Annotated in this window: 21 protein-coding genes; 6 read left to right on the top strand and 15 right to left on the bottom strand. The window is 66.4% G+C overall.

Annotated features, from left to right (window positions below; all coding sequences use genetic code 11):
* Nucleotides 1-9: 9 nt before the first annotated feature.
* The 5 genes from BLV15_RS09700 to BLV15_RS09680 form a co-directional block, all read right to left on the bottom strand.
* Entirely contained in the window at nucleotides 10-1269 is a 1260-nt protein-coding gene (locus tag BLV15_RS09700) for a tyrosine-type recombinase/integrase (RefSeq protein ID WP_090227165.1), read from the bottom strand.
* A gap of 300 nt (nucleotides 1270-1569) precedes the next feature.
* Complete coding sequence (gene guaA / locus BLV15_RS09695) at nucleotides 1570-3147, bottom strand: glutamine-hydrolyzing GMP synthase (RefSeq protein WP_090227162.1); 1578 nt, start codon at nucleotides 3145-3147, stop codon at nucleotides 1570-1572.
* A 150-nt stretch (nucleotides 3148-3297) separates the two neighbouring features.
* On the bottom strand, nucleotides 3298-4767 hold the full coding sequence (gene guaB, locus BLV15_RS09690) for an IMP dehydrogenase (protein ID WP_090227159.1): 1470 nt from the start codon (nucleotides 4765-4767) through the stop codon (nucleotides 3298-3300).
* A 201-nt stretch (nucleotides 4768-4968) separates the two neighbouring features.
* Nucleotides 4969-5859 (bottom strand): alpha/beta fold hydrolase, encoded by an 891-nt coding sequence (locus tag BLV15_RS09685; RefSeq protein ID WP_090227157.1) that lies wholly within the window; start codon nucleotides 5857-5859, stop codon nucleotides 4969-4971.
* 61 nt (nucleotides 5860-5920) lie between these two features.
* Complete coding sequence (locus BLV15_RS09680; protein ID WP_090227154.1) at nucleotides 5921-6472, bottom strand: sugar ABC transporter ATPase; 552 nt, start codon at nucleotides 6470-6472, stop codon at nucleotides 5921-5923.
* Between the two features lie 106 nt (nucleotides 6473-6578).
* Between BLV15_RS09680 and xseA the strand changes: the two genes are divergently transcribed.
* On the top strand, nucleotides 6579-7955 hold the full coding sequence (xseA, locus tag BLV15_RS09675; RefSeq protein ID WP_090227152.1) for an exodeoxyribonuclease VII large subunit: 1377 nt from the start codon (nucleotides 6579-6581) through the stop codon (nucleotides 7953-7955).
* 54 nt (nucleotides 7956-8009) lie between these two features.
* Nucleotides 8010-8837, top strand: a complete 828-nt coding sequence (locus BLV15_RS09670) for a M23 family metallopeptidase (RefSeq protein ID WP_217632877.1) — start codon at nucleotides 8010-8012, stop codon at nucleotides 8835-8837.
* Between the two features lie 4 nt (nucleotides 8838-8841).
* On the opposite strand, the gene BLV15_RS09665 is transcribed toward BLV15_RS09670, so the two are convergent.
* A complete protein-coding gene (locus BLV15_RS09665) occupies nucleotides 8842-9252 on the bottom strand; it encodes a DUF6491 family protein (RefSeq protein WP_090227150.1) in 411 nt (136 codons plus the stop codon).
* 130 nt (nucleotides 9253-9382) lie between these two features.
* Between BLV15_RS09665 and BLV15_RS09660 the strand changes: the two genes are divergently transcribed.
* From BLV15_RS09660 to BLV15_RS09650, 3 genes are all read left to right on the top strand, one after another.
* Entirely contained in the window at nucleotides 9383-10051 is a 669-nt protein-coding gene (locus tag BLV15_RS09660) for a glutathione S-transferase (protein WP_090227148.1), read from the top strand.
* A 309-nt stretch (nucleotides 10052-10360) separates the two neighbouring features.
* Nucleotides 10361-12037, top strand: coding sequence for a 2-isopropylmalate synthase (gene leuA / locus BLV15_RS09655; protein ID WP_090227146.1), 1677 nt, complete (start codon nucleotides 10361-10363; stop codon nucleotides 12035-12037).
* Nucleotides 12038-12249: 212 nt separating this feature from the next.
* The gene (locus BLV15_RS09650; RefSeq protein ID WP_090227143.1) at nucleotides 12250-13311 is read left to right on the top strand and encodes an NAD(P)-dependent alcohol dehydrogenase; all 1062 of its coding nucleotides are present in this window, start codon (nucleotides 12250-12252) and stop codon (nucleotides 13309-13311) included.
* Between the two features lie 116 nt (nucleotides 13312-13427).
* On the opposite strand, the gene BLV15_RS09645 is transcribed toward BLV15_RS09650, so the two are convergent.
* On the bottom strand, nucleotides 13428-14210 hold the full coding sequence (locus tag BLV15_RS09645; protein ID WP_090227142.1) for an amidohydrolase: 783 nt from the start codon (nucleotides 14208-14210) through the stop codon (nucleotides 13428-13430).
* Nucleotides 14211-14306: 96 nt separating this feature from the next.
* Nucleotides 14307-15455, bottom strand: a complete 1149-nt coding sequence (locus BLV15_RS09640) for a pyridoxal phosphate-dependent aminotransferase (protein ID WP_090227139.1) — start codon at nucleotides 15453-15455, stop codon at nucleotides 14307-14309.
* A gap of 185 nt (nucleotides 15456-15640) precedes the next feature.
* Here BLV15_RS09640 and cysE point away from each other — a divergent pair, with 185 nt between their 5' ends.
* Nucleotides 15641-16429 carry a serine O-acetyltransferase gene (cysE, locus tag BLV15_RS09635; RefSeq protein WP_407072466.1) on the top strand — a complete coding sequence of 263 codons (789 nt, stop codon included), beginning with the start codon at nucleotides 15641-15643 and terminating at the stop codon, nucleotides 16427-16429.
* A 65-nt stretch (nucleotides 16430-16494) separates the two neighbouring features.
* On the opposite strand, the gene der is transcribed toward cysE, so the two are convergent.
* The 7 genes from der to pilW all read right to left on the bottom strand — a co-directional run bounded on the left by der (nucleotide 16495) and on the right by pilW (nucleotide 24056).
* The gene (der, locus tag BLV15_RS09630; protein WP_090227134.1) at nucleotides 16495-17961 is read right to left on the bottom strand and encodes a ribosome biogenesis GTPase Der; all 1467 of its coding nucleotides are present in this window, start codon (nucleotides 17959-17961) and stop codon (nucleotides 16495-16497) included.
* A 104-nt stretch (nucleotides 17962-18065) separates the two neighbouring features.
* A complete protein-coding gene (gene bamB, locus BLV15_RS09625; RefSeq protein WP_175534326.1) occupies nucleotides 18066-19208 on the bottom strand; it encodes an outer membrane protein assembly factor BamB in 1143 nt (380 codons plus the stop codon).
* A 1-nt stretch (nucleotide 19209) separates the two neighbouring features.
* The gene (locus BLV15_RS09620; RefSeq protein WP_090227454.1) at nucleotides 19210-19818 is read right to left on the bottom strand and encodes a tetratricopeptide repeat protein; all 609 of its coding nucleotides are present in this window, start codon (nucleotides 19816-19818) and stop codon (nucleotides 19210-19212) included.
* 60 nt (nucleotides 19819-19878) lie between these two features.
* Nucleotides 19879-21177: a histidine--tRNA ligase gene (gene hisS, locus BLV15_RS09615; protein WP_090227129.1), complete on the bottom strand. Its 1299-nt coding sequence runs from the start codon at nucleotides 21175-21177 to the stop codon at nucleotides 19879-19881.
* Nucleotides 21178-21195: 18 nt separating this feature from the next.
* Nucleotides 21196-22308, bottom strand: coding sequence for a flavodoxin-dependent (E)-4-hydroxy-3-methylbut-2-enyl-diphosphate synthase (gene ispG / locus BLV15_RS09610; RefSeq protein ID WP_090227127.1), 1113 nt, complete (start codon nucleotides 22306-22308; stop codon nucleotides 21196-21198).
* A 6-nt stretch (nucleotides 22309-22314) separates the two neighbouring features.
* Nucleotides 22315-23298 carry a RodZ domain-containing protein gene (locus tag BLV15_RS09605; RefSeq protein ID WP_090227124.1) on the bottom strand — a complete coding sequence of 328 codons (984 nt, stop codon included), beginning with the start codon at nucleotides 23296-23298 and terminating at the stop codon, nucleotides 22315-22317.
* Complete coding sequence (gene pilW / locus BLV15_RS09600) at nucleotides 23298-24056, bottom strand: type IV pilus biogenesis/stability protein PilW (protein ID WP_090227123.1); 759 nt, start codon at nucleotides 24054-24056, stop codon at nucleotides 23298-23300. The genes BLV15_RS09605 and pilW overlap by 1 nt, the downstream gene beginning before the upstream one ends.
* Nucleotides 24057-24066 lie beyond the last annotated feature (10 nt).

Below are 24066 nucleotides of genomic sequence, written 5' to 3'. Positions count from 1 at the left end.
GCTCCTCCCTCACAAAGCCGGGCTGAGCACCGGGACCGACACGTCCTCCGGCACCAGCTTCGGCACATGCGTGCGCCCATCGACCCACGCCTCCACCATGTCGGCCCACTCCTGGAGCATGTGCCGCCGCGGCCCGGCGTACTCGGCCTTGTTGTAGACCGAGCGCGAAGTCCGGCTGCCTTCTTCGTGCGCTAGGCACTTCTCGATCCAGTCTCCGTTGAAGCCCACCTCGTTGAGCAGCGTGGACGCAGTGCGCCGCAGGTCATGCACCGTAAATGGCTCCAGCGGCAACCCGGCTTCCTTCGCGCGTGAACCAATGAGCTGGGTCACCCGGTTGAGCGTTGCATGCGACATGCACCGATCGGGGTCATAGCGCGACGGCAGCACGAACCGCGAGCCCGCCGCGCAGGTGTGCAGAGCCACGAAGATGTCCATCGCCTGCCGCGACAGATAGACCACATGCGGCTTGCGTCCCTTCATCCGCACCTTTGGGATCGTCCAGGTGGCGTTCTCGAAATCCACCTCGTTCCAGGTGGCTTCGACCAGTTCGCTCTTGCGGACCATCGTCAGGAGGATCAGGCGCAAGGCCAACCGGATGGTCGGATAGGACGCGATGGTCTCCAGTTGGTGGAAGGCCAGCCGGATTTCGGCTGGCGAGAGCGCCCGGTCCTTGAGAACGAAGGTCGCAATCGAAGCCGCCTTCACATCGTCGGCCGGGTTGACGAGCCGCTCGCCATGCAGGATGGCGAAGGCATAGACCTGCTTCACGATGTCGCGGACGTGGATGGCCGTGGCCGGCGCGCCGCGCGCCTTCACCTTGTTGCACAACGCCCGCAGGTCGTCGGGGGTGACTTCCCTCAGCTTGCGATTCTGGAAGACCGGCAGGATGTCGCGATCGATGATGTGCTTGCGCATCGCCCGCGTGCTGTCGGCCATGCGGGCATCGGCCAGCCAGCGTTCCGTCATCTCGCCGAAGGTCTTGGCCGCCGTCAGCCGCCGCTTGGCCCGCTGCTTCTCCAGCGCAGGGGATTCGCCTTGAGCAACCGACCGCTTGGCATCGAGCAGTCGCTCTCGGGCCATGGCCAGCGACATGCCGGCCGGCCCATACCGTCCGAGTGTAAGCGTCTCGCGGCGCCCGTTGAGACGGTAGTCGTAGCGGAAGGTGATGGTACCGGCGGTCGATACCGCCACGTACATGCCATCGCGGTCAAAAACCTTATAAATCTTCGACTTAGGCTTGAGATTGCGCAGTGCTGTGTCGGTGAGCATTGAGGGTGTTCCTCCTGTTCGTGACGGCTTTACCGTCAGGGACCTGGAGACCCGTTGATGCTCGGAAAGCCGCATGAAACAAGCTTTCCTCAGGAGTTTTTTACCGTCAAAGACCGGTTCGGTCTCAATAGTAAACAGGAGGGTCTGGATCCGACCTTCGGGGCTTACCGTCAGTTCTGTCGCCGACCCGTTCTGCTGGCCGGCGATAGCCACCGATAGAAACCGCAACTTATCTTTTTAAGATCAACAAGTTACGTCACTTTCATCGATACCTGGCGATAGCCCTCGAAAGACGCTCCGTCATTCCCACTCGATGGTCGCCGGCGGCTTGCTCGAGACGTCGTAGGTGACCCGTGAGATGCCGTCGATCTCGTTGATGATGCGGCCGCTGACGGTTTCCAGGAGCTCGTAGGGCAGGTGCGCCCAGCGGGCGGTCATGAAGTCGATGGTTTCCACCGCGCGCAGGGCAACGACCCAGGCGTAGCGACGGCCGTCGCCGACCACGCCGACCGATTTCACCGGCTGGAACACCACGAAGGCCTGGCTGACCTTGTGGTACCAGTCGGCCTTGCGCAGTTCTTCGATGAAGATGTGGTCGGCACGGCGCAGCAGGTCGGCGTACTCCTTCTTCACTTCGCCGAGGATGCGCACGCCCAGGCCCGGACCGGGGAACGGGTGGCGGTAGACCATGTCGTAGGGCAGGCCGAGTTCCAGGCCCAGGCGACGCACTTCGTCCTTAAACAGCTCGCGCAGCGGCTCGACCAGCTTGAGGTTCATCTCTTCCGGCAGGCCGCCCACGTTGTGGTGCGACTTGATCACGTGGGCCTTGCCGCTCTTGGCGCCCGCCGACTCGATCACGTCCGGGTAGATGGTGCCCTGGGCGAGGTACTTGATGTTGTGCAGCTTGCTCGACTCGGCATCGAACACGTCGATGAAGGTGCGGCCGATGATCTTGCGCTTCTTCTCCGGGTCGGCTTCACCGGCCAGATTGGCGAGGAACTGGTCCTCGGCGTTGGCGCGGATCACCTTGACGCCCATGTTCTCGGCGAACATGGCCATCACCTGCTCGCCCTCGTGCAAGCGCAGCAGGCCGTTGTCGACGAACACGCAGGTCAGCTGGTCGCCGATGGCCTTGTGCAGCAGCGCGGCGACCACCGAGGAGTCGACCCCGCCGGACAGGCCGAGCAGCACGTTGTCGGTGCCGACCTGGGCGCGCACCTGGGCGATGGCGTCCTCGGCGATCTTCGACGGCGTCCACAGCGCCTCGCACTCGCAGATGTCGAGGATGAAGCGCGACAGGATGCGACCGCCCTGCTTGGTGTGGGTCACTTCCGGGTGGAACTGCACGCCGTAGTAACGGCGCTCGTCGCTGAACATGCCGGCGATCGGGCAGCTCGGGGTGCTGGCCAGGATGTGGAAGTCTTCCGGCATCCGGGTGACCTTGTCACCGTGGCTCATCCACACATCGAGACCGAGCACGCCATCGGCGTCGACGTGGTCTTCGATGCCGTCCAGCAGGCGGCTCTTGCCGACGACGTCGACGCGCGCGTAGCCGAATTCACGCAGGTCGGAACCCTCGACCTTGCCGCCCATCTGCTCGGCCATGGTCTGCATGCCGTAGCAGATACCGAATACCGGCACGCCGAGGTCGAACACCGCCTGCGGGCAGCGCGGGCTGTCGGCCTCGTGCACCGACTCCGGCCCGCCGGCGAGGATCACGCCCTTGGGCGCGAATTCGCGGATCGCCTCATCGTCCATGTCGAACGGATGAAGTTCGCAGTACACGCCGATTTCGCGCACGCGACGGGCGATCAGCTGGGTGTACTGCGAGCCGAAGTCGAGGATCAGGATGCGGTGAGCGTGAATGTCGAGGGACATGATTCGGTCTCGCTTGAAAGGGTTCGGAAACAGTCTTGATTCAGAAACAACACGGGGCTGAATGGAACAGCCCCGTGCTTTCAGCCTTTTCTCGAATCGATTGCCGCGCCGCGAAGCCGAAAGAGGACGCGCGGCGGCGGCAAATCGATTTCAACCTACCCGGTAGTTCGGCGCTTCCTTGGTGATCTGCACGTCGTGCACGTGCGACTCGGCCATGCCGGCGCCGGTGATGCGCACGAACTCCGGCTTGGTGCGCATCTCTTCGATGTCGGCGCTGCCGGTGTAGCCCATGGAGGCACGCAGGCCGCCCATCAGCTGGTGGATGATCGCGCTCAGCGGGCCCTTGTACGGCACCCGGCCTTCTATGCCTTCGGGCACCAGCTTCTCGGCGCCGGCGGAGGAATCCTGGAAGTAGCGGTCCGAGGAACCCTGGGCCTGGGACATGGCGCCCAGCGAGCCCATGCCGCGGTAGGCCTTGTAGGAGCGGCCCTGGAACAGCTCGACTTCGCCCGGCGCTTCTTCGGTACCGGCGAACATCGAGCCCATCATCACGCAGTTGGCGCCGGCGACGATGGCCTTGGACAGGTCGCCGGAGAAGCGGATGCCACCGTCGGCGATCAGCGGAACTCCGGTGCCTTCGAGGGCCGCGGCGACGTTGGAGACCGCGCTGATCTGCGGTACGCCGATGCCGGTGACGATCCGCGTGGTGCAGATCGAGCCCGGGCCGATGCCGACCTTGACCGCATCCGCGCCGGCTTCGGCGAGGGCCTTGGCGGCGGCGCCGGTGGCGATGTTGCCGCCGATCACCTGGACCTGCGGGTAGGTCTGCTTGACCCAGCGCACGCGCTCGATCACACCCTTGGAATGCCCGTGGGCGGTGTCCACCACCACCACGTCGACGCCGGCGGCGACCAGCGCGGCGACGCGCTCGGCGGTATCGGCACCGGTGCCGACCGCGGCACCGACGCGCAGGCTGCCGGCGTCGTCCTTGCTGGCGAACGGGTAGGCCTTGGCTTTCTCGATGTCCTTGACGGTCATCATTCCCTTGAGGGCGAAGGCTTCATCGACGATCAGTACCTTCTCGATGCGGTGCTTGTGCAGCAGTTCGCGCACGGTGTTCTTGTCGGCGCCTTCGCGCACCGTGACCAGGCGCTCCTTGGGCGTCATCACCTCGCGGACGCGGGCGTCCATGCGGTTCTCGAAACGCACGTCACGCGAGGTGACGATGCCGACCAGATCGCCGTCGGACAGCACCGGCACGCCGGAGATGTTGTGCATACGGGTCAATTCGAACAGGTCGCGCACGCTGGCGTCGGCCTCGATGGTGATCGGGTCTTTCACCACGCCGGCCTCGAAGCGCTTGACCTTGCGAACTTCGCCGGCCTGCTGCTCGATGCTCATGTTCTTGTGGATGATGCCGATGCCGCCTTCCTGGGCCATGGCGATGGCCAGGCGCGATTCGGTGACGGTGTCCATGGCCGCGGAGATCAGCGGGATGTTCAGCTCGATACCCCGGGTCAGACGGGTCTTGAGGCTGACATCTTTCGGCAAAACCTCGGAATAACCGGGGATCAGGAGGACATCGTCGAAAGTCAGGGCTTCTTGGCTGATGCGCAGCATGGCGGGGGCTCCCAGGCGGGAAAAAGGAAGCGCGGCATTATACCTAGCCGCACGCGGCGTCTCAATGCGATTTCGCGGGCGGTTGCGGCAAGCGCTGCGTCCCCCAGCCGGCCCGTGCCGGAAGTAAACACGGCCCCCTGCACGCTCACCGCGAGCCTGGGGTTGCGACGCCAGCCCAGAGCAGGCCAAACGCGGAATGCGTCAGGCTAGGCCGAGCCGCTGCAGGATCGCCCCGGCGAATGCCTGCGGTTGTTCCTGGGGAATGTTGTGGCCGCAGTCGGCGATGGCCTCGTAGTGGTAGGCGGCGCCGAAATGCGGGGCCTCCAGCGCGCCGCCGCGCAAGCTGGAAACACCGTCGTCGCCACCGGCCAGCACCGTGGTCGGCACCTCGATGCGCGGCTGCGCCTGCAAGGCCCGCTCGCTGTCCTCGTAGGCCGGGTCGCCCTCCGCCAAACCGTAGCGGTGGCGGTAGGAATGGATCACCACCTCGACGAAATCCGGGTTGTCGAAGGCCGCCGCGCTGCGCTCGAAGGTGGCCGCATCGAAGCGCCAGGTCGGCGACCAGAGTTCCCAGAGCAGCCGGCACAGCGCCTGCCGATTGGCCGCGAGGCCGGCGCGGCCGCGTTCGCTGTGGAAGTAGTACTGGTACCAGTAGCGCCACTCGGCCTGTGGATCGGCAGGTTGCGACGCGGCGGCGATGTCCTGGATCGGATAGCCGTCGGCGATCACCAGCGCGGCCACCCGTTGCGGCCAGAGCGCGGCGAGGATCCCCGCGGCGCGCCCACCCCAGTCGTAGCCGGCGAGCAGCGCGCGGGAAATGCCCAGCGCATCGAGGAACGCCAGCAGGTCGTGGCCGAGCGCCGCCTGCTGCCCGGAGCGCGGTGTGTGTCGGGAGACGAAGCGCGTCGGCCCGTAGCCGCGCAGGTAGGGCACCAGCACCCGGCAGCCCCGCCCGGCCAGCAGCGGCGCGACCGCGTCGTAGGCGTGGACGTCGTAGGGGAAGCCGTGCAGCAGCACCACGGGCGTGCCCTGCTCCGGGCCGTGCGCCTCGTAGGCGACGTCCAGAACCCCGGCGCGGACGGTAGCGGTCATGCGGCGCTCCTGCTGTTCGAGGGGACTTCTCAGTAGAAGCGCCCGGCAGGATTCGGTTCCCTCAGCCGTCGACCCGCACCAGCGCCACCGGAAAGCCGAGCCGCTCGCCGAACTGCTCGAGGAAACCGGGACGAAATTGCGCCTCGGCCCAGCCGTTGAAGATGAAGCCCAGGTTGGAAAACGCGCACGGCTGGAGGAACAGGAAGTTGTTGATCTCGTCCTCGTAATGGCATTCCGGGCAGGTGAAATGGTCGGTCTCGCCGGGCATCCACTCGTCCAGCGAATCGAACAGCGCCTCGCCGATTTCCTGGCGGCATTCCGGGCAGCCGGCCTCCTCCTTGAAGCCGCGGGTCGGCGTATAGATGCAGCGCCGGGTGACGACCTCCAGGCCGTTCGCCGGCAGGCCGAACGGCAGCCGCTCGGGATGCTCGACCACCCGCCGCGCGCCCTCGCCGATGGCATAGGCCATGCGCGCGCCACCCAGCCCGCAGGTGGTCGGCAGCTCGGCCACCACGTCCAGGCGGACGAGCCAGCGCAGGATCGCCCAGGCCTTGGTCTCGTGACCGGGAAAGGTGGAAATACGCGGGACGATGATCGCCTGGTTGTCGCTCATGAACGGGCTCGGCTGGGCACGACGGGGCGAAACTATATCACCCGGGCCCGCCGCATCCGTCCGCCGGGAGTTTCTGCGCGGCGGCCGTGGCGCTTATCATGCCGGCATGCGCAAAGACTCCTTCGAACGACTCGGCCTCGACCGCGACATCCTCACCGTCACCCAACTCAACGGCCGCGCGCGGCTGCTGCTGGAGGACGTGTTCGCCCAAGTCTGGGTCGAGGGCGAGATCTCCAACCTCGCCAAGCCGGCCTCCGGGCACCTCTATTTCACCCTCAAGGACAGCACCGCCCAGGTGCGTTGCGCGCTGTTCCGGCAGAACGCCCTGCGCGTGCGCCAGGCCCTGCGCGACGGCCTGGCCGTGCGCGTGCGCGGCAAGGTCTCGCTGTTCGAGGGGCGCGGCGATTACCAGCTGATCCTCGATTCGGTGGAGCCCGCCGGCGACGGCGCGCTGCGCCTGGCCTTCGAGGCGCTGAAAGGCAAGCTCGGCGACGAGGGCCTGTTCGCCGCCGAACGCAAGGTCGCCCTGCCCGCCCATCCGCAACGCATCGGCATCGTCAGCTCGCCGACCGGCGCGGTGATCCGCGACATCATCAGCGTGTTCCGTCGCCGCGCGCCGCAGGTCGCGTTGACCCTAGTGCCCACCGCCGTGCAGGGGCGCGAGGCCACGGCGCAGATCGTGCGTGCGCTGCAACTGGCCGACGCCCAGGGTTTCGACGCGCTGATCCTGGCCCGCGGCGGCGGCTCGCTGGAGGACCTCTGGTGCTTCAACGAGGAAGCCGTGGCCCGCGCCATCGATGCCTGCGTGACGCCAATCGTCAGCGCCGTCGGCCACGAGACCGACGTGTCGATCGCCGACTTCGTCGCCGACGTGCGCGCGCCGACGCCTTCCGCCGCCGCCGAACTGCTCGCCCCGCACAGCGCCGACCTGCGCCTGCGCCTCGACGGCCTGCGTCGGCGCCTGCTGTTGCGCATGCAGGATCGCCTGCACCGCGATGCCCAGCGCCTGGAGCACCTGGCGCGCCGCCTGCGTCATCCGGGCGAACGCCTGCTGCAGCAATCGCAGCGCATCGACGATCTGGAACAACGCCTGAGCCGCGCCCTGGAACGGCGTCTGGCGATCTCCCACGAACGCCTGGCGCGCCTGGAGACACGGCTCGCCGCGCAGCATCCGGGACGCGCGCTGACCTTGCTTAGCCAGCGCCTGGAACACCTGCAGTCGCGCCTGCCGCGGGCGATGAACGACGCCCTCCGGCAACGGCGCCAGAACCTTCATGCGCTGGCGCAGACGCTCAACGTGGTCAGCCCGCTGGCCACCCTCGGCCGCGGTTACTCGATACTCCTCGACGATCGCGGCAAGGCGATCCGCGCCGCCGCGCAGACCCACCCCGGCCAACGCCTGAAGGCGCGCCTGGGCGATGGCGAGCTGGAAGTCCGGGTGGAAGACAATCACCTGGAACCGGTGACCCTGCCGCTGCTCTGAGTTACTCGACCTTCTCCGCGCGACCCCGGCCGCGCGCTCCACCAGGAACTCCCGATGTCCCGCCCGCTGCTGATGCTGTTCGCCCTGATCCTCGCGCTGCCCGTACAGGCCGAGGGCTTCGTCAGTCGCCTGTTGAACAAGCCGGTGCCCGGCGGCGTGGCGGTGGTGCCGCTGGGCGAGCAGGCGCAGGCGCCACGGGCCAGCTACCTGGGCAAGCCGGTGCTGGTGGTGAAGGAAGACAACCGCTGGATCGCCATCGTCGGCATCCCGCTGAGCGCCAAGCCCGGCGCGCAGTCGCTCAGGCTCGAAGGCTCGGGGCGCACGCTGGCGTTCCAGGTCGGCGCCAAGCACTACAAGGAACAGCGCATCACCCTGAAGAACACCCGCCAGGTCAATCCGCTGGCCGAGGACCTGATCCGCATCGACCGCGAGCTGGCCGAGCAGAACCGCGCCTACGACAACTTCGCCGCGCGCCAGCCGAGCAACCTGCTGTTCGACAAGCCGGTGGACGGGCCGCTGTCGTCGCCCTTCGGCCTGCGCCGGTTCTTCAATGGCGAGGAGCGCAACGCCCACTCCGGGCTGGACTTCGCTGTGCCCGCCGGCACGCCGATCAAGGCGCCGGCGGCCGGCAAGGTGACCTTGGTCGGCAACCTGTTCTTCAACGGCAACACGGTGTTCGTCGACCACGGCCAGGGCCTGATCAGCATGTTCTGCCACCTGTCGAAGATCGACGTGAAGGTCGGCGACGAAGTCCCGCGTGGCGGCGTGGTCGGTCGCGTCGGCTCCACGGGGCGCGCCACCGGCCCGCACATGCACTGGAACGTCAGCCTCAACGGCGTGCGCGTCGACCCGGCGATCTTCATCGGCGCGTTCAAGCCGTAGCGCGTCAGCTTTCCTTGCGCTCGGCCTTGGGCAGCTTCTCCAGCCGGTAGATGTCACCGATCAGGCAGGACTGCGGCATGCCGTTGTCGACGGCGACGATCCTGTCCAACCGGGTCAGCGACCCACCGGTGGTGCTGTAGCCGATGCGGTTGCCAGACTCGAGGTTGTAGCAGGGGTTGCTGAAGACGATCAGGAAGTTGCGTCCGATGCCGCTTTCCAGGGTGATGTGGCGGCTGTCGAGGTGCTGCCAGCCGCTGACGTTGAAGGCGAGAATCGAATCCGTCGCCTCGCCCTGGCGAAAACCGAGCAGGGCCAGACGCTCGTCCAGCGGCAACGATTCGTCGCGGTAGGGCTGCTGCGCGCAGGCGGCGAGCAGGAGCAGCGCTGACAGGCCGAGGATCTTCAGGCGGTTCATGGGGCACTCCTGAATGAATGACGATGCAAAGGCACGACAACTGCCGCGCGTACGCTGAAAATAGCGGATACGGCCCGCACGATGCGCGCACGCAGCCGTCGAATAACAACATCCTTCCAGGGAGCTTGGCATGATCACCGTCCACCACCTGAACAACTCGCGCTCGCAGCGCATTCTCTGGCTGCTCGAGGAAACCGGCACCGAGTACGAGATCAAACGCTACCAGCGCGACCCGCAGACGATGCTGGCGCCGCCCGAACTGCGCGCGATACATCCGCTGGGCAAGTCGCCGGTGATCACCGATGGCGGGCTGACCCTGGCCGAGTCCGGGGCCATCGTCGAATACCTCGCCAGCCGCTATGGCGACTGGCTGCTGCCGGCCGCGGACTCGCCCGAGCGCCTGCGCTGCACCTACTGGCTGCACTTCGCGGAAGGCTCGGCGATGCCGCCGCTGCTGCTCAAGCTGGTGTTCGACAAGATGGAGACGGCGCCGATGCCGTTCTTCGCCAAGCCCATCGCGCGCGGCATCGCCGGCAAGGTGAAGGGCGCCTTCATCGAGCCGCAACTGCGGCGCAACCTGGATTACCTGGAAAGCGAACTGGGCAAGAGCGAATGGTTCGCCGGCGACGCCTTCAGCGCCGCCGACATTCAGATGAGTTTCCCGCTGGAAGCGGCCGCCTCGCGCGGCGGGCTGGATGCCAGCCGGCCCCGGCTCAAGGCCTTCCTCGAACGCATCCACGCACGCCCCGCCTACCGGCGCGCCCTGGAGCGTGGCGGCGAGTACGCCTACGCCGAGTGATCGCCCCGGCGCGTCGCGGCGCTGCTGCGACGCGCTATGCCTTCGCAATAATTCTGCATTTCAAGCGCAAGGCTTGGCTAAAAATATAGAAAAAATTCTTCTGGCGCGCTTTTCTATCGTTTTTTTCAACTTCCTTGCCATAAGCATCCACGCTGATTAGTGTGGCCCCATGCCGAACGATCAAACCCTCCTGCTGCTTCGCCAACTCGCCTGCCTGAGCCTGGTCAGTCCGCGACTGCGTCGCTTCCTCTGATCGACGCCCGCAACCTCTCCGGCCGGTCGGCCAACCCACGATTTCAGGAACGCCCCATGAGCATGCTCAAAGATCCGTCGCACAAGTACCGCCCCTTCACGCGCATCGATATCCCCGACCGTACCTGGCCGGACAAGATCATCGACAAGGCGCCGATCTGGCTGTCCACCGACCTGCGCGATGGCAACCAGTCGCTGATCGAGCCGATGGATGCCGAGAAGAAGATGCGCTTCTTCAAGTGCCTGGTCGCCGTGGGCCTGAAGGAAATCGAGGTGGGCTTCCCGTCCGCCTCGCAAACCGATTTCGACTTCGTCCGCGAGCTGATCGAAGGCGGCCACATCCCGGACGACGTGACCATCCAGGTTCTGACCCAGGCGCGTGACGACCTCATCGAGCGCACCTTCGAGTCCCTCAAGGGCGCCAAGAAGGCCATCGTCCACTACTACAACGCCTGCGCGCCGAGCTTCCGCAAGATCGTCTTCAACCAGGACAAGGCGGGCGTCAAAGCCATCGCCGTGGCCGCCGGCACCACCATCAAGCGCCTGGCCGCCGCGGCGCCGGACACCCAGTGGGGCTTCGAGTATTCGCCGGAAGTGTTCAGCAGCACCGAGATCGACTTCGCCGTCGAGGTGTGCAACGCGGTGATCGAGGTGTTCCAGCCGACCCCGGCGAACCCGTTGATCCTCAACCTGCCGGCCACCATCGAGTGCGCCACGCCGAACAACTACGCCGACCAGATCGAGTGGTTCGGCCGCCACGTGAACAGGCGCGACAGCGTGCTGATCAGCGTGCACACCCATAATGACCGCGGCACCGGCGTCGCCGCTTCGGAGCTGGCGGTGATGGCCGGCGCCGATCGCGTAGAAGGCTGCCTGTTCGGCAACGGCGAGCGCACCGGCAACGTCTGCCTGGTGACCCTGGCGCTGAACCTCTACACCCAGGGCGTCGACCCGCAGCTGAACTTCTCCGACATCGACGCGGTGCGCAAGGTGGTCGAGGACTGCAACCAGTTGCCGGTGCACCCGCGTCATCCATACGTGGGCGACCTGGTGCACACCGCGTTCTCCGGTTCGCACCAGGATGCCATCCGCAAGGGCTTCGCCCAGCAGAAGGAAGGCACCCTCTGGGAAGTGCCGTACCTGCCGATCGATCCGGCCGACATCGGCCGCGACTACGAGGCGGTGATCCGGGTGAACAGCCAGTCCGGCAAGGGCGGCATCACCTTCCTCCTCGAGCAGGAGTACGGCATCAGCCTGCCGCGCCGCATGCAGATCGAGTTCAGCCAAGTGGTACAGGGCGAGACCGACCGTCTCGGCCTGGAGATGACCGCCAAGCAGATCCACCAGTTGCTCGAGCGCGAATACCTGCAGACCAGCGCGCCTTACGCACTCAAGAGCCACCGTCTGCAGGAAGAGAACGGCACCAGTGCCGTCGACCTCGACGTGCTGGTCGACGGCGAAGCCCGGCACCTGCACGGCATCGGCAAGGGCCCGCTGGAAGCCCTGGTGTCCGCCTTGCCGGTGAAGGTGGAAATCATGGATTACCACGAGCACGCCATCGGCGCCGGCGCCAACGCCAAGGCCGCGTCCTACATCGAGATCCGTCTCGATGGCGAACGCCCGCTGCACGGCATCGGCATCGACGAGAACATCACCACGGCGAGCTTCCGCGCGCTGTTCAGCGCCCTCAACCGCGCGGTGAAACAGGCCGGGCAGAAGCACCGCGCCGCCTGATCCGTCGCGCTGCAACGCAAGAAAGGGATGCTTCGGCATCCCTTTTTCGTTGCCGTCGCCGGCGGCTTGGGTGGGCCTATACCCTGGCGGTGCCGAAACGCCTGCAGGCCCTCTCCCGGACGATCAGGCAACGACCGAGCAGCTCTGAGCAACCGATTGGCGCGGCATCGGCCGTAGGCTTTGCCTTTGACCATCCGCAAGAGGAACCCGACATGATCAAGACCCTCGGCTATGCCGCCCAGAACCCCAGCGCTCCCCTGGCGCCATACTCGTTCCAGCGCCGTGAAGTCGGTGCCGACGACGTACAGATCGACATCCTCTACTGCGGCGTCTGCCACTCCGATCTGCACACCGCGCGCAACGAATGGAAGAACACCCTCTACCCGTCCGTGCCCGGCCACGAGATCGTCGGCAAGGTGGTCGCCGTCGGCGCCAACGTGAAGAACTTCAAGGTCGGCGATGCCGCCGGCGTCGGCTGTATGGTGGACAGCTGCCAGTCCTGCCCGTCCTGTGGCGAAGGCCTGGAGCAGTACTGCGAGAGCGGTTTCACCGGCACCTACAACGGTCCGGTATTCGGCGGCGAGAACACCTTCGGCGGCTACTCGGACAACATCGTGGTCAACCAGAAGTTCGTTCTGCGCATCAGCCACAGCGACAACCTGGCCGCGGTGGCGCCGCTGCTCTGCGCCGGCATCACCACCTACTCGCCGCTGCGCCAGTGGAACGTCCAGCCTGGCCAGAAGGTCGGCGTGGTCGGCCTTGGCGGCCTTGGCCACATGGCCGTGAAGATCGCCGCGGCGATGGGCGCGTACGTGGTGCTGTTCACCACCTCGCCGGGCAAGCGTGAAGACGCCTTGCGCCTGGGCGCCGCCGAAGTGGTGGTGTCGAAGAACGCGGACGAGATGGCCGCCCATGCCAACAGCTTCGACTTCATCCTCAACACCGTGGCCGCGCCGCACAACCTCGACGCCTTCCTCGGCCTGCTCAAGCGCGACGCGACCATGACGCTGGTCGGTGCCCCGGAAACGCCGCATCCGTCGCCGGAAGTGTTCAGCCTGATCTTCAAGCGTCGTCGCCTGGCCGGTTCGCTGATCGGCGGCATCGCCGAGACCCAGGAGATGCTCGACTTCTGCGCCGAGCACGGCATCGTCTCGGACATCGAGATGATCGCGATGCAGGACATCAACGAAGCCTACGAGCGCATGCTCAAGAGCGACGTGAAGTACCGTTTCGTGATCGACATGGCGACCCTGAAGAGCGCCAGCGCGGCCTGATGTTCTTGCGACGGTAAACGGGTGCGCACGGCGCACCCTACGGAAAAGCAGAACGGCGCCAGCGGGAGTGATCCCCTGGCGCCGTTTTGCGTCGGCGGGTGCGCCGCGTGCACCGCCTATTCGAGATGAAAGGCGTCGGCATCCCGATAGGCCGGAAAACGCTCGCGATAGGCGTTCAGCCCGGTCGCCGACAGGCTGACGCGGAACACGCCGTCCGCATCCCGCGCATCCAGCAGGCAGTCGCCCTGGAAGTCCAGCACCTGGCTGTCGCCGCTGTAGGCGTGCCCCTTGCCGTCTTCGCCGACGCGGTTCACCGCCGCCACGTAGCAGAGGTTCTCGATCGCCCGCGCCGGCAGCAGGCGGTTCCAGTGCTGCCGGCGCGCCGCCGGCCAGTTGGCGACGTACAGCAGCAGGTCGGTGTTGTGCGGATCGCGACTCCAGACCGGGAAGCGCAGGTCGTAGCAAACCAGGGGGCGCACCCGCCAGCCCTTGAGTTCGAACAGCACCTGGCGCTCGCCGGGCGCATAGTGCTGGTGCTCGCCGGCCATGCGGAACAGATGGCGCTTGTCGTAGTGCAGCAGCTCGCCGCCCGGCGTCGCCCAGAGCAGCCGGTTGCGGTGAAACCCGGAGGCATCGCGCACGATCAGGCTGCCGGTCACGACCGCCGCCAGGCGCTGCGCCTGCTCGCGCAACCAGACGCTGGTTGCACCATCCTCGGGCTCGGCCAGGTGCTCGGAATGCATCGAGAAGCCGGTGCTGAACATCTCCGGCAGGACGATCAGGTCCGCGCCGCGCGCCTGCTCCAGCCGCGCCTCGAAATGCGCGCGGTTGGCCTCCGGATCGTGCCAGGCCAGGGTGGTCTGGATCAGTGCCAGTTCGAGGTGTTCCTGCTTGCTCATGCGATGCTCCTTTTGCGTAGGACGCGGGATGCTTCTGGCACATCGATCCAGGATGGGGGTGAGTGCACGGTGCGCATGGCGCACCCTACGAACGGCTCAGATCGCGCAGAGCCGCCGCGCGGCCTCGCGCAGGGTTTCCTCGCGCTTGGCGAAGCAGAAGCGCACCAGGCGCAGGTCGCTGGGGGCGGACTGGTAGAACACCGAGATCGGGATCGCCGCGACGCCGTGCTCGCGGGTCAGCCATTCGGCCATCTGCACATCGTCGAGGTCCGGGCGGATCGCCGAATAGTCGACCAACTGGAAATAGGTGCCGGCCGCCGGGGTGAAGACGAAGCGCGAGTCGACCAGCAGGTCGCAGAACAGGTCGCGCTTGGCCTGGTAGAAGGCCGGCAACTCGCTGACGTGCTCCGGGTGCTCGGCCATGAAATCCGCCAGGGCGTACTGCAACGGGGTCACCCCGCAGAAACTGACGTACTGATGGACCTTGCGCAGCTCGGCGCTGAGCGCCGGCGGCGCCACCACGTAGCCGGTCTTCCAGCCGGTGACGTGGTAGGTCTTGCCGAAGGAGCTGACCACGAAGGCGCGCGCGTACAGCTCGTCGTGGGACAGCACGCTGGCGTGGGCGAGGCCGTCGAACACCAGGTGCTCGTAGACCTCGTCGCTGAGCAGGTAGAGGTCGCGGCCGCGGATCAGCTCGGCGAGGCGGTCGAGGTCGGCCCGGCCGATCAACGAGCCGCTGGGATTGTGCGGCGTGTTCAGCACGATCAGCCGGGTACGCGCGTTCAGTGCGCGTTCCAGCGCCGTCCAGTCGAGGGTGAAGGCGGGCGCTTGCAGCTGCAGATGCACGCAGCGGCCGCCGGCCAGCTCCACGGAAGGCTCGTAGCTGTCGTAGCAGGGGTCGAAGACGATGACCTCATCGCCCGGGCGCACCAGGGCCTGGATCGCGCAGAAGATCGCCTGGGTCGCGCCGGGGGTGATGGTCACCTCGCTGTCGGCGTCGACCGCGCGGCCGTAGAGTGCGCCGGTCTTCGCCGCGACCTGCTCGCGCAACGCCGGCAGCCCGGTCATCGGCGCGTACTGGTTGTGGCCGCTGGCGATATGCCGGCCGACCGCCTCGCGCAGCGCCTCGGGCCCATCGTAGTCGGGAAAGCCCTGGGACAGGTTGATCGCCCCGGTTTGCGCGGCGAGCTGCGACATGCGGGTGAAGATGGTGGTGCCGACGTGGGGCAGTTTGCTGACGATCATGGTGGCTATCTGGGCGGGACGCCTGGCTGGGTCGCGGGGACCGGGCAGGCAAGAATAGCCGATGCCGGCGGGCGGATTCGAGGCCGTCATCGATAGGTGCCGGCGAAGGCGTAGACTCTTTGCCAATCGCCCGCGCTGTCCTATCCTGCGCGCCCCACGCCGGCGGAGAGCCCAGCATGACCCGCATGATTCCCACGCCATCGCCCTGGAACGAGATTCGCGCGCAGGCCGAACACGCCAGCACCCGCGAGCCGGCCCTGTCCGCCATCCTGCAGCACGCGCTACTCGCCCACGAAAGCTTCGGCACGGCGCTGGCGCACCGCGTCGCCCAGGGCCTGGCATCGGGAACCCAGCAGGAAGCCGCGCTGGCGGAACGTTTCGCCCTGCTCCACCGCGAGGAGCCGGCGCTCGCCGAAGCCGCCTGGCAGGACCTGCAGGCCACCGTCAGCCGCGACCCGGCGTTCGAGTCGATGCTCGAGGTGTTCCTCTTCTCCAAGGGATTTCTCGCCTTGCAGGCGTACCGCCTCGCGCACCGGCTGCACCTCGACGGCAACCGCCTGCTGTCGATGTTCATCCAGTCGCGCAGCAACGAACGCCTGGCCATCGACATCAACCCGGCCAGCCGCATCGGGCGGGGGATCATGTTCGATCACGGTAGCGGCATCGTCATCGGCGAGACCGCGGTGGTCGGCGACAACGTCTCGATCCTGCAGGGCGTGACCCTCGGCGGCACCGGCAAGGAATGCGGCGACCGCCATCCCAAGGTGCGCTGCGGTGTGATGATCGGCGCGGGGGCGAAGATCCTCGGCAACATCGAGATCGGCGAAGGCGCCAAGGTCGGCGCCGGCAGCGTGGTGCTGGCCGACGTGGCGGCGCACACCACGGTGGTCGGCAACCCGGCGCGCCGGGTAGGCACGCCGCGCCACGAGCAGCCGGCGCTGGATATGGATCAGTCGTTCGATCAGGACAGCTGAGGCGCCAGGACGGCGCCTCGTTCGGGCGGGAGCGGCAACGGCAGGCGTGTCCGCCTGCCGGAGGATCAGCGCTTCTTGTCGCGACGCTTCTTCTCGGCCTTCTTGTGGTGGCTCATCAGCCGGCGCTTCTTGTTCACCTGGCGATCCGTGAGGGTGTTCTTGTTGCCCTCGTAGGGGTTGTCGCCGCCCTTGTACTCGATACGGATCGGCGTACCGACCAGTTTCAGCACGCGGCGGAAGGTGTTTTCCAGGTAGCGCGTGTAGGACTTCGGCACCGCGTCCACCTGGTTGCCGTGGATCACGATCAGCGGCGGGTTGGCACCGCCGAGGTGGGCATAGCGCAGCTTGATGCGGCGCCCGCTGACCATCGGCGGCTGGTGCTCCTGCACCGCGTCCTCGAGGATCTGCGTCAGCCGGTTAGTCGGCCAGCGGGTGATCGCCGAGGTGAACGAGGCCTGCACCGATTTGTACAGGTTGCCCACGCCGGTGCCGTGCAGCGCGGAGATGAAGTGGATGTCGGCGTAGTCGACGAAGAACAGCCGGCGCTCCAGCTCGGTCTTCACGTAATCGCGCTCACCCGGCTCCATGCCGTCCCACTTGTTCAGCGCGATCACCAGCGCCCGACCGGACTCGATGGCGAAGCCGAGCAGGTTGAGGTCGTGGTCGACCACGCCTTCGCGGGCGTCCATGACGAAGATCACCACGTTGGCGTCCTTGATCGCCTGCAGCGTCTTCACCACCGAGAACTTCTCGACTTCCTCGTGGATCTTGCCGCGCTTGCGCACGCCGGCGGTGTCGATCAGCGTGTACTTCTCGTCGTTGCGCTCGAAGGGGATGTAGATGCTGTCGCGGGTGGTGCCGGGCTGGTCATAGACCACCACGCGGTCTTCGCCGAGCATGCGGTTGACCAGGGTCGACTTGCCCACGTTGGGCCGGCCGATGATGGCGATCTTGATGCCGTCCTTCTCGCTCGGGCCGGGAATGCGCTTGGCTTCCTCGCCTTCGGCGACGTCCTCGTCGAGGGCGCTCTCTTCCTCGTCGCGGGCGAAGTCGCCCAGCGCCACTTCGAGCATCTGCGTGATGCCACGACCGTGCGCGCCGGCAATCGGCAGCGCCTCGCCGAGGCCCATCGGGGCGAATTCGGCCCGGGCGATGTCCGGGTCGATGTTGTCGACCTTGTTCACCACCAGGTAGCTGCGCTTGTTGCGCTTGCGCAGGTGCTCGCCAATCATTTGGTCGCCCGCGGTCAGCCCGGCACGGGCGTCGACCAGGAACAGCACGACATCGGCTTCCTCGATGGCCAGCAGCGACTGCTCGGCCATCTTCTCGTCGATGCCCTCTTCGTCGCCGGAAATGCCGCCGGTGTCGACCAGGATGTAGCTGCGCCCTTCCCACTTGGCTTCGCCGTACTGACGATCGCGGGTCAGGCCCGACAGGTCACCGACGATCGCGTCGCGGGTGCGGGTCAGGCGGTTGAACAGGGTCGACTTGCCCACGTTGGGGCGGCCCACCAGGGCGATTACCGGAACCATTGGCTCCTCCAGCGTTGAATCTACGAAAACACGTCGGCCGCTGCGGGGGCAGCGGCCGACGAAAAGTTAAGCACAGCGACCGGCAAACGCCGGTCCGCCGCAGGTCAGCGGATTTTCATCGCGACCAGTTTGCCGCTGTTGCCGAAGGCATACAGCGTGTCGCCGACGACCAGCGGGCGGACGCGCAGGCCGTCGCTGTCGATGCGCTCGCGAGCGACGAAGCGCCCATCGACCTGGCTGAGCAGGTGCAGGTAGCCCTCGATGTCGCCGACCGCGACATAGCTGGAGAACACCGCCGGTGCCGACAGCTCGCGACGGGCCAGGGAGTCGTTGCTCCACAGTGCCGAGGTCGAGCGCTCGTCGATGCCTTCGACGGTGCCGCTGGCCTGGCTCACGTAGACGCTGCCGAAACCTTCGGCGACGCCGACATAGCTGGACGCATCGCGCTGCCAGAGCACCCGGCCGGTTTGCAGGTCGAGACCGGCCAGGCGACCCTGGTAGGTGACGACGTACAGCGTGGTGCCCGAGAGCAGCAGGCCGCCGTCGATGTCGACCACGCGATCCAGCTCGGAACGGCCCTGCGGCACGGCTACGCGCTGTTCCCAGACCGGCAGGCCGCGCTGGGTGTCGACGGCGATGACCTTGCCGGTGGACAGCCCGGCGATGGCCAGGTTGTTGGTCACGACCGGCGCGCCGGTGCCGCGCAGGGTCAACACGGCCGGGGAGTTTTCGTAGATCCAGCGCTGCGTGCCGGTGCTGGCCTCGAGGCCGATCAGGCGGTCGTCCTGGGTCTGTACCACGACGATGTCACCGTTGGTGGCGGGCGCCGAAAGCACCTCGCTGGTGACTCGCGCACGCCACTTCTCTTCGCCACTGGCGGCGTCGAGGGCGATCACTTCACCTTTCAAGGTGCCGAGCAGGACCATTCCTGAGCCGACGCCGACGCCGCCGGATACCGGCGCTTCGAGGTCCTTCTTCCAGAGCACCTTGCCGGTTTCGCGGTCCAGCGCCATGACATCGCCGTCCGCGCCGGCAGCGAAGATGCTGTCGCCGTCAACGGCCGGAGTCAGCAGGTTGTAGAGGTCGCCCTGACCGTCGCCGACGGAGCGGCTCCACTGTTCGTCGAGCTTCACCTCCGCGTCGAACTTGACCAGTTCGGCGGGCGGCAATTCCTTCTTGCTGTTGCTGCTGCAACCCACGGCCAGGACGGCCAGGGTCAGCACTGCGGCATATTTCCAGTGCGTCACGTCACGCATCCCCTTTCGCCAGGTCGTCGAGTTTCATTTGCAGGCTACCCACGGCAGCCTCGTCGGAGAGCGCCGCCTTGGCCTTCTCGTAAGCGCCGTGCGCTTCGTCGGTACGGCCCAGCTTCGCCAGCAGATCACCCTTGATTTCTTCGCGGCTGGCGACGAACGCCTTGTCGGCGTCGCCATCGAGCAGCTTGAGTGCCTCTTCGGCCTTGTCCTGGGCCGCGAGCACGCGCGCCAGACGCTGACGCGCCAGCTCGCCGAGCACCGCGTCGGCCGGCTTGTCGACGATCGGCTGCAGCTCGGCGACAGCGTCGTCCAGCTTGCCCGACTCGACCGCCACCTTGGCCACGAAGAAGCTGCCGTACTGCGCATAATGCGTGCCGGGGAAATCCTTCTTCAGCGCACCAGCCAACTCGGCGACGCGCGCCGCATCCGGCTGGCCGGTGCTCATCAGCACGCTTTCCAGCAGTTGCTGATACACGACCGAGGCGCCCTGCTCCTTGTTGGTTTCGTGCTTCTTCCAGGCCTGCCAGCCAAACACCAGCACCAGCGCCAGCAGGATGCCGGTCAACAGCGGCTTGCCGTTGCGCTGCCACCAGTCGCGCATCAGCGCCAGGTTTTCGTCTTCGGTACGCGAGGTCACGCCATTACTCCTTGATCACGCCTGTTAGAGGCAGCTTGCCAGGTGCTCGGCGAGAGCATCCCAGGCGATGGTCCGTTGTTCACCGTTGCCCTGCTCCTTGAGCGAATCGCGCAGCGGTTTGACGCCGACCACCTGCTGCGCCAGCTCGTCCTCACCGAGGATCAGGGCATACAGCGCGGCACTCTTGTCGGCCTTCTTCAGTTGACTCTTGAAACTTCCGGCACCGGCGTTGACCTGCAGGCGCAGGTCCGGCAACTGGTCACGCAGACGCTCCGACAGCGCCAGCGCGGCCACTTCGGCCGCCTCGCCGAAGGCACACAGATAGACGTCGACCTGGCGCGCCAGCGATTCGGGCACCTTGCCGAGGGTTTCCAGCAGCAGCACCAGGCGCTCGATGCCCATGGCGAAACCCACGCCCGGCGTCGGCTTGCCACCCATCTGCTCGACCAGCCCATCATAGCGGCCGCCGGCACACACCGTACCCTGGGAACCGAGCTGGTCGGTGACCCACTCGAACACCGTCTTGCTGTAGTAGTCGAGGCCACGCACCAGCTTGGGATTGATCACGTAGGGAATGCCGGCGGCATCCAGACGGGTCTTCAGGCCGTCGAAGTGCGTCTGCGACTCGTCGTCCAGGTAATCCGCCAGTTTTGGTGCGTCGACCAGCAGTGCCTGGGTGTTGGCGTCCTTGCTGTCGAGAATCCGCAGCGGGTTGCTCGCCAAACGACGGCGGCTGTCCTCGTCGAGCTGGCTTTCACGCGCGGACAGGTAGTCGACCAGCGCCTCGCGGTAACGCGCGCGCGCCTCGGGCGTGCCCAGGCTGTTGAGTTCGAGGGTCACCGCGTCACGGATGCCGAGCAGTTTCCACAGGCGCCAGGTCAGCACGATCAACTCGGCGTCGACGTCCGGCCCTTCGAGGTTGAACACTTCCAGGCCGATCTGGTGGAACTGCCGGTAGCGGCCCTTCTGCGGACGCTCGTGGCGGAACATCGGTCCGGCGTACCAGAGTTTCTGCGGTTGCCCGCCGCCGGTCAGGCCATGCTCCAGCACGGCGCGCACGCAGGCGGCGGTGCCTTCGGGACGCAGCGTCAGCGAATCGCCGTTGCGGTCCTCGAAGGTGTACATCTCCTTCTCGACGATGTCGGTGACCTCGCCGATGGAGCGCTTGAACAATTCGGTGAACTCGACGATGGGCATGCGAATCTGCCGATAGCCGTAGCCATCGAGCAGGCGGGCCACGCTGTCCTCGAAGTAGCGCCAGAGCGGGGTCTGCTCGGGGAGGATGTCGTTCATGCCACGAATGGCCTGGAGCGTCTTACTCACAAAGAATCCTTAAAAAAGTCAGCCGCGGGCGATCAGTGCCGCGTCGGCTTCGGCCTTTTCGGCCGCTTTCTGGCGGATCAGCCGTTCCAGCTCATCCACCAGGTTTTCGTTGGTCAGTTTCTGCGCCGGCTTGCCGTCGATGTAGATCAGGTTGTTCGGCGTGCCGCCGGTGAGGCCGATATGCGCCTCCTTGGCCTCGCCGGGCCCGTTGACCACGCAACCAATCACCGCCACGTCCATCGGCACCAGCAAGTCTTCCACACGGGTTTCCAGCTCGTTCATGGTCTTCACCACATCGAAGTTCTGCCGCGAGCAACTCGGGCAGGCGATGAAGTTGATGCCACGCGAACGCAGGCGCAGGGACTTGAGGATATCGAAGCCGACCTTGATCTCCTCGACCGGGTCGGCGGCCAGCGAGATGCGGATGGTATCGCCAATCCCGTCGGCAAGCAGCATGCCCAGGCCGACGGCGGATTTCACCGTGCCCGAACGCAGGCCGCCGGCCTCGGTGATGCCCAGGTGCAGCGGCTGCTCGATCTGTTTGGCGAGCAGGCGATAGGCCTCGACCGCCATGAAAACGTCGGAGGCCTTCACGCTGACCTTGAAGTCCGGGAAGTTCAGCCGATCCAGGTGCTCGACATGGCGCAACGCCGACTCGACCAGCGCTTGCGGGGTAGGCTCGCCGTACTTCTTCTGCAGGTCCTTTTCCAGCGAACCGGCGTTGACCCCGATGCGGATCGGGATGCCCTTGTCGCGCGCCGCCTCGACCACCGCGCGCACGCGGTCCTCGCGGCCGATGTTGCCGGGGTTGATGCGCAGGCAGTCCACACCGAGTTCGGCGACGCGCAGGGCGATCTGGTAATCGAAATGGATATCCGCCACCAGCGGCAGGTTGACCTGGCGCTTGATCCGGCCGAAGGCTTCGGCGGCGTCCATGTCCGGCACCGAAACACGCACGATGTCGGCGCCGGCCTGCTCGAGACGGCTGATCTGCGCGACCGTGGCCGCCACGTCGCAGGTGTCGGTGTTGGTCATGCTCTGCACGGAGATCGGCGCATCGCCGCCCACCGGCACGGAGCCGACCCAAATCTTGCGGGACAGCCGGCGTTTGATCGGGGATTCGCTGTGCATGGGGTCTTATTGTCCCAACTTCAGGCGGGCGGTTTCACCGCGGGTAAAGGACGTCATGTCGACGGGCTGGCCGTTGTAGCTGACCTGAGCGCCGCGGGCGTAACCGAGACGAAGCTCGAGCGGTGCCTTGCCGGTCACCTGCAGGCTGTCGCCCTTGCGCTTGAGCATGCTCACCAGCACCTTGCCGGAGGCATCGGTGACCTGGGTCCAGCAGTCCGCGACGAACTGGATCGCGACCACGCCCTCACCCGCCGCCGGGGCGACAGGTACTTCGGAAGCTGCCGCTTGCGCCTGCGTCGCGGTCGGGGCGGCCGGCAGCGCCAGCGGAGCAGAGGCAGGCGCACTGCCCGAAGCGGATTGGCCAACGCCGGCCGCAGCATTCGGCGCCGTAGCCGCCGCTTCGTCGTTGCCGCTGGCGACCTCGGGCGAAACCGGCAGGCTCAGCTCGTCGGGCTCGCGCGCCTCGACGACGGCCTGGTCCTCGGGCTCGTCCAGCGGATGGATCTGGGTGGTGCCGTCGGCACTCTCGACTTCCACGTGCTCGATCGGCGCACCGGCCTGCTCGCGCGCGACCTGGTCGCTCTGCCCCTGCCACCAGAAGAATCCGGCCAGGCCGAGGGCCACCAGCAAGGCGAAGCTGACGAAGCGCAGGATGTTCTGCGACAGCCGCATCGGCTCTTCGATGCGTCCGAGCGCATGCACGCTGCTGCCGCTGGCGTCGGTACCGGTGTAATGGTCGAACGCGCTGACCATCTGCGCCTGGTCCATGCCCAGAAGCTTGGCGTAGGCGCGGATGTAGCCGCGGGCGAAAGTGTGCCCGGGCAGCTTGTCGAACGAACCGGCTTCGATCTGGCCCAGCGAGGTGGGCGTCAGGTTCAACTGGCTGGCCGCGTACTCCAGCGTCCAGCCCTTTTCTTCGCGCGCCGCACGCAATGTCTCGCCCGGGTTGGTACGAGTCGCCGCGACAGCTTCGGTTTGCGACGTTTTCATCACTGCTCCGATAGATATTGCTTGTATTCCGGCGAGCCGGGATACAGCCGTTTCAGTTGCAGGCCATAGCTGGCCGCGGTGTCCCGATCCTCGAAGACCCGCGCCAGGCGAATGCCGAGCAGCAGGGTACGGGCGTTCTGCGGGGCCAGGCTACTAAAACGCTGGTAGTAGGCACGTGCGGGAACGTATTCCTTGTCCTCGTAGGACATCTGCGCCAGCTCGAACAGCGCCCTCGGCTGCTGGTTGTTCAGCCGCAGGGCACGCTCGAAATGCTGCTTGGCGAGGTCACGCTGGTTCATCGCCAGGGCGGTCATGCCGAGGTTCTCGAACACCCGCGAGCGCTCGGAATACAGGGTATCGGTGGAGGCCTGCTCGAAACGCTGGTAGGCCTGCTTGTAATCCTTCTGTTCGAAAAGGAAGCCGCCGTAGTTGTTGAGGATGCGCGGGTCGTTACCGCGCTCGGCCAAGGCCTTGCGGTAGTGCTCGTCGGCGAGCTTGGGCTCCATCTGCGCCTGGAACACGAGCGCCAGCGCCGTATGCGCATCGGCGTTGCTCGGGTCGATCTCCAGCGCGCTTTTCAATGGCGACTTGGCGCGCTCGGTGTCGCCCTGCTGCAGATAGCCGATGCCCAGCTGGATGTAGGCATCACGGGCCTGATCCCGACCCTTGGAGGTTTTCATCGGGTCGACATGGCCGGTGGACACGCACCCTGTCAACCAGCCGATAACGCATACGAGCAGCGCGACGCGCAGTGTCATGGTGTCTCCC

Origin of the sequence: Pseudomonas kuykendallii (assembly GCF_900106975.1) — a bacterium.
GTDB classification, from domain to species: domain Bacteria; phylum Pseudomonadota; class Gammaproteobacteria; order Pseudomonadales; family Pseudomonadaceae; genus Pseudomonas_O; species Pseudomonas_O kuykendallii.
This window is presented reverse-complemented; position numbering and strand designations above follow the sequence as displayed.

What these genes read in the sequence shown, in the direction of transcription:
- BLV15_RS09700 (WP_090227165.1), bottom strand. Translation starts at nt 1,269, where the DNA reads ATGCTCACCGACACAGCACTGCGCAATCTCAAGCCTAAGTCGAAGATT.
- guaA (WP_090227162.1), bottom strand. Translation starts at nt 3,147, where the DNA reads ATGTCCCTCGACATTCACGCTCACCGCATCCTGATCCTCGACTTCGGC.
- guaB (WP_090227159.1), bottom strand. Translation starts at nt 4,767, where the DNA reads ATGCTGCGCATCAGCCAAGAAGCCCTGACTTTCGACGATGTCCTCCTG.
- BLV15_RS09685 (WP_090227157.1), bottom strand. Translation starts at nt 5,859, where the DNA reads ATGACCGCTACCGTCCGCGCCGGGGTTCTGGACGTCGCCTACGAGGCG.
- BLV15_RS09680 (WP_090227154.1), bottom strand. Translation starts at nt 6,472, where the DNA reads ATGAGCGACAACCAGGCGATCATCGTCCCGCGTATTTCCACCTTTCCC.
- xseA (WP_090227152.1), top strand. Translation starts at nt 6,579, where the DNA reads ATGCGCAAAGACTCCTTCGAACGACTCGGCCTCGACCGCGACATCCTC.
- BLV15_RS09670 (WP_217632877.1), top strand. Translation starts at nt 8,010, where the DNA reads ATGTCCCGCCCGCTGCTGATGCTGTTCGCCCTGATCCTCGCGCTGCCC.
- BLV15_RS09665 (WP_090227150.1), bottom strand. Translation starts at nt 9,252, where the DNA reads ATGAACCGCCTGAAGATCCTCGGCCTGTCAGCGCTGCTCCTGCTCGCC.
- BLV15_RS09660 (WP_090227148.1), top strand. Translation starts at nt 9,383, where the DNA reads ATGATCACCGTCCACCACCTGAACAACTCGCGCTCGCAGCGCATTCTC.
- leuA (WP_090227146.1), top strand. Translation starts at nt 10,361, where the DNA reads ATGAGCATGCTCAAAGATCCGTCGCACAAGTACCGCCCCTTCACGCGC.
- BLV15_RS09650 (WP_090227143.1), top strand. Translation starts at nt 12,250, where the DNA reads ATGATCAAGACCCTCGGCTATGCCGCCCAGAACCCCAGCGCTCCCCTG.
- BLV15_RS09645 (WP_090227142.1), bottom strand. Translation starts at nt 14,210, where the DNA reads ATGAGCAAGCAGGAACACCTCGAACTGGCACTGATCCAGACCACCCTG.
- BLV15_RS09640 (WP_090227139.1), bottom strand. Translation starts at nt 15,455, where the DNA reads ATGATCGTCAGCAAACTGCCCCACGTCGGCACCACCATCTTCACCCGC.
- cysE (WP_407072466.1), top strand. Translation starts at nt 15,641, where the DNA reads ATGATTCCCACGCCATCGCCCTGGAACGAGATTCGCGCGCAGGCCGAA.
- der (WP_090227134.1), bottom strand. Translation starts at nt 17,961, where the DNA reads ATGGTTCCGGTAATCGCCCTGGTGGGCCGCCCCAACGTGGGCAAGTCG.
- BLV15_RS09620 (WP_090227454.1), bottom strand. Translation starts at nt 19,818, where the DNA reads ATGCGCGACTGGTGGCAGCGCAACGGCAAGCCGCTGTTGACCGGCATC.
- ispG (WP_090227127.1), bottom strand. Translation starts at nt 22,308, where the DNA reads ATGCACAGCGAATCCCCGATCAAACGCCGGCTGTCCCGCAAGATTTGG.
- BLV15_RS09605 (WP_090227124.1), bottom strand. Translation starts at nt 23,298, where the DNA reads ATGAAAACGTCGCAAACCGAAGCTGTCGCGGCGACTCGTACCAACCCG.
- pilW (WP_090227123.1), bottom strand. Translation starts at nt 24,056, where the DNA reads ATGACACTGCGCGTCGCGCTGCTCGTATGCGTTATCGGCTGGTTGACA.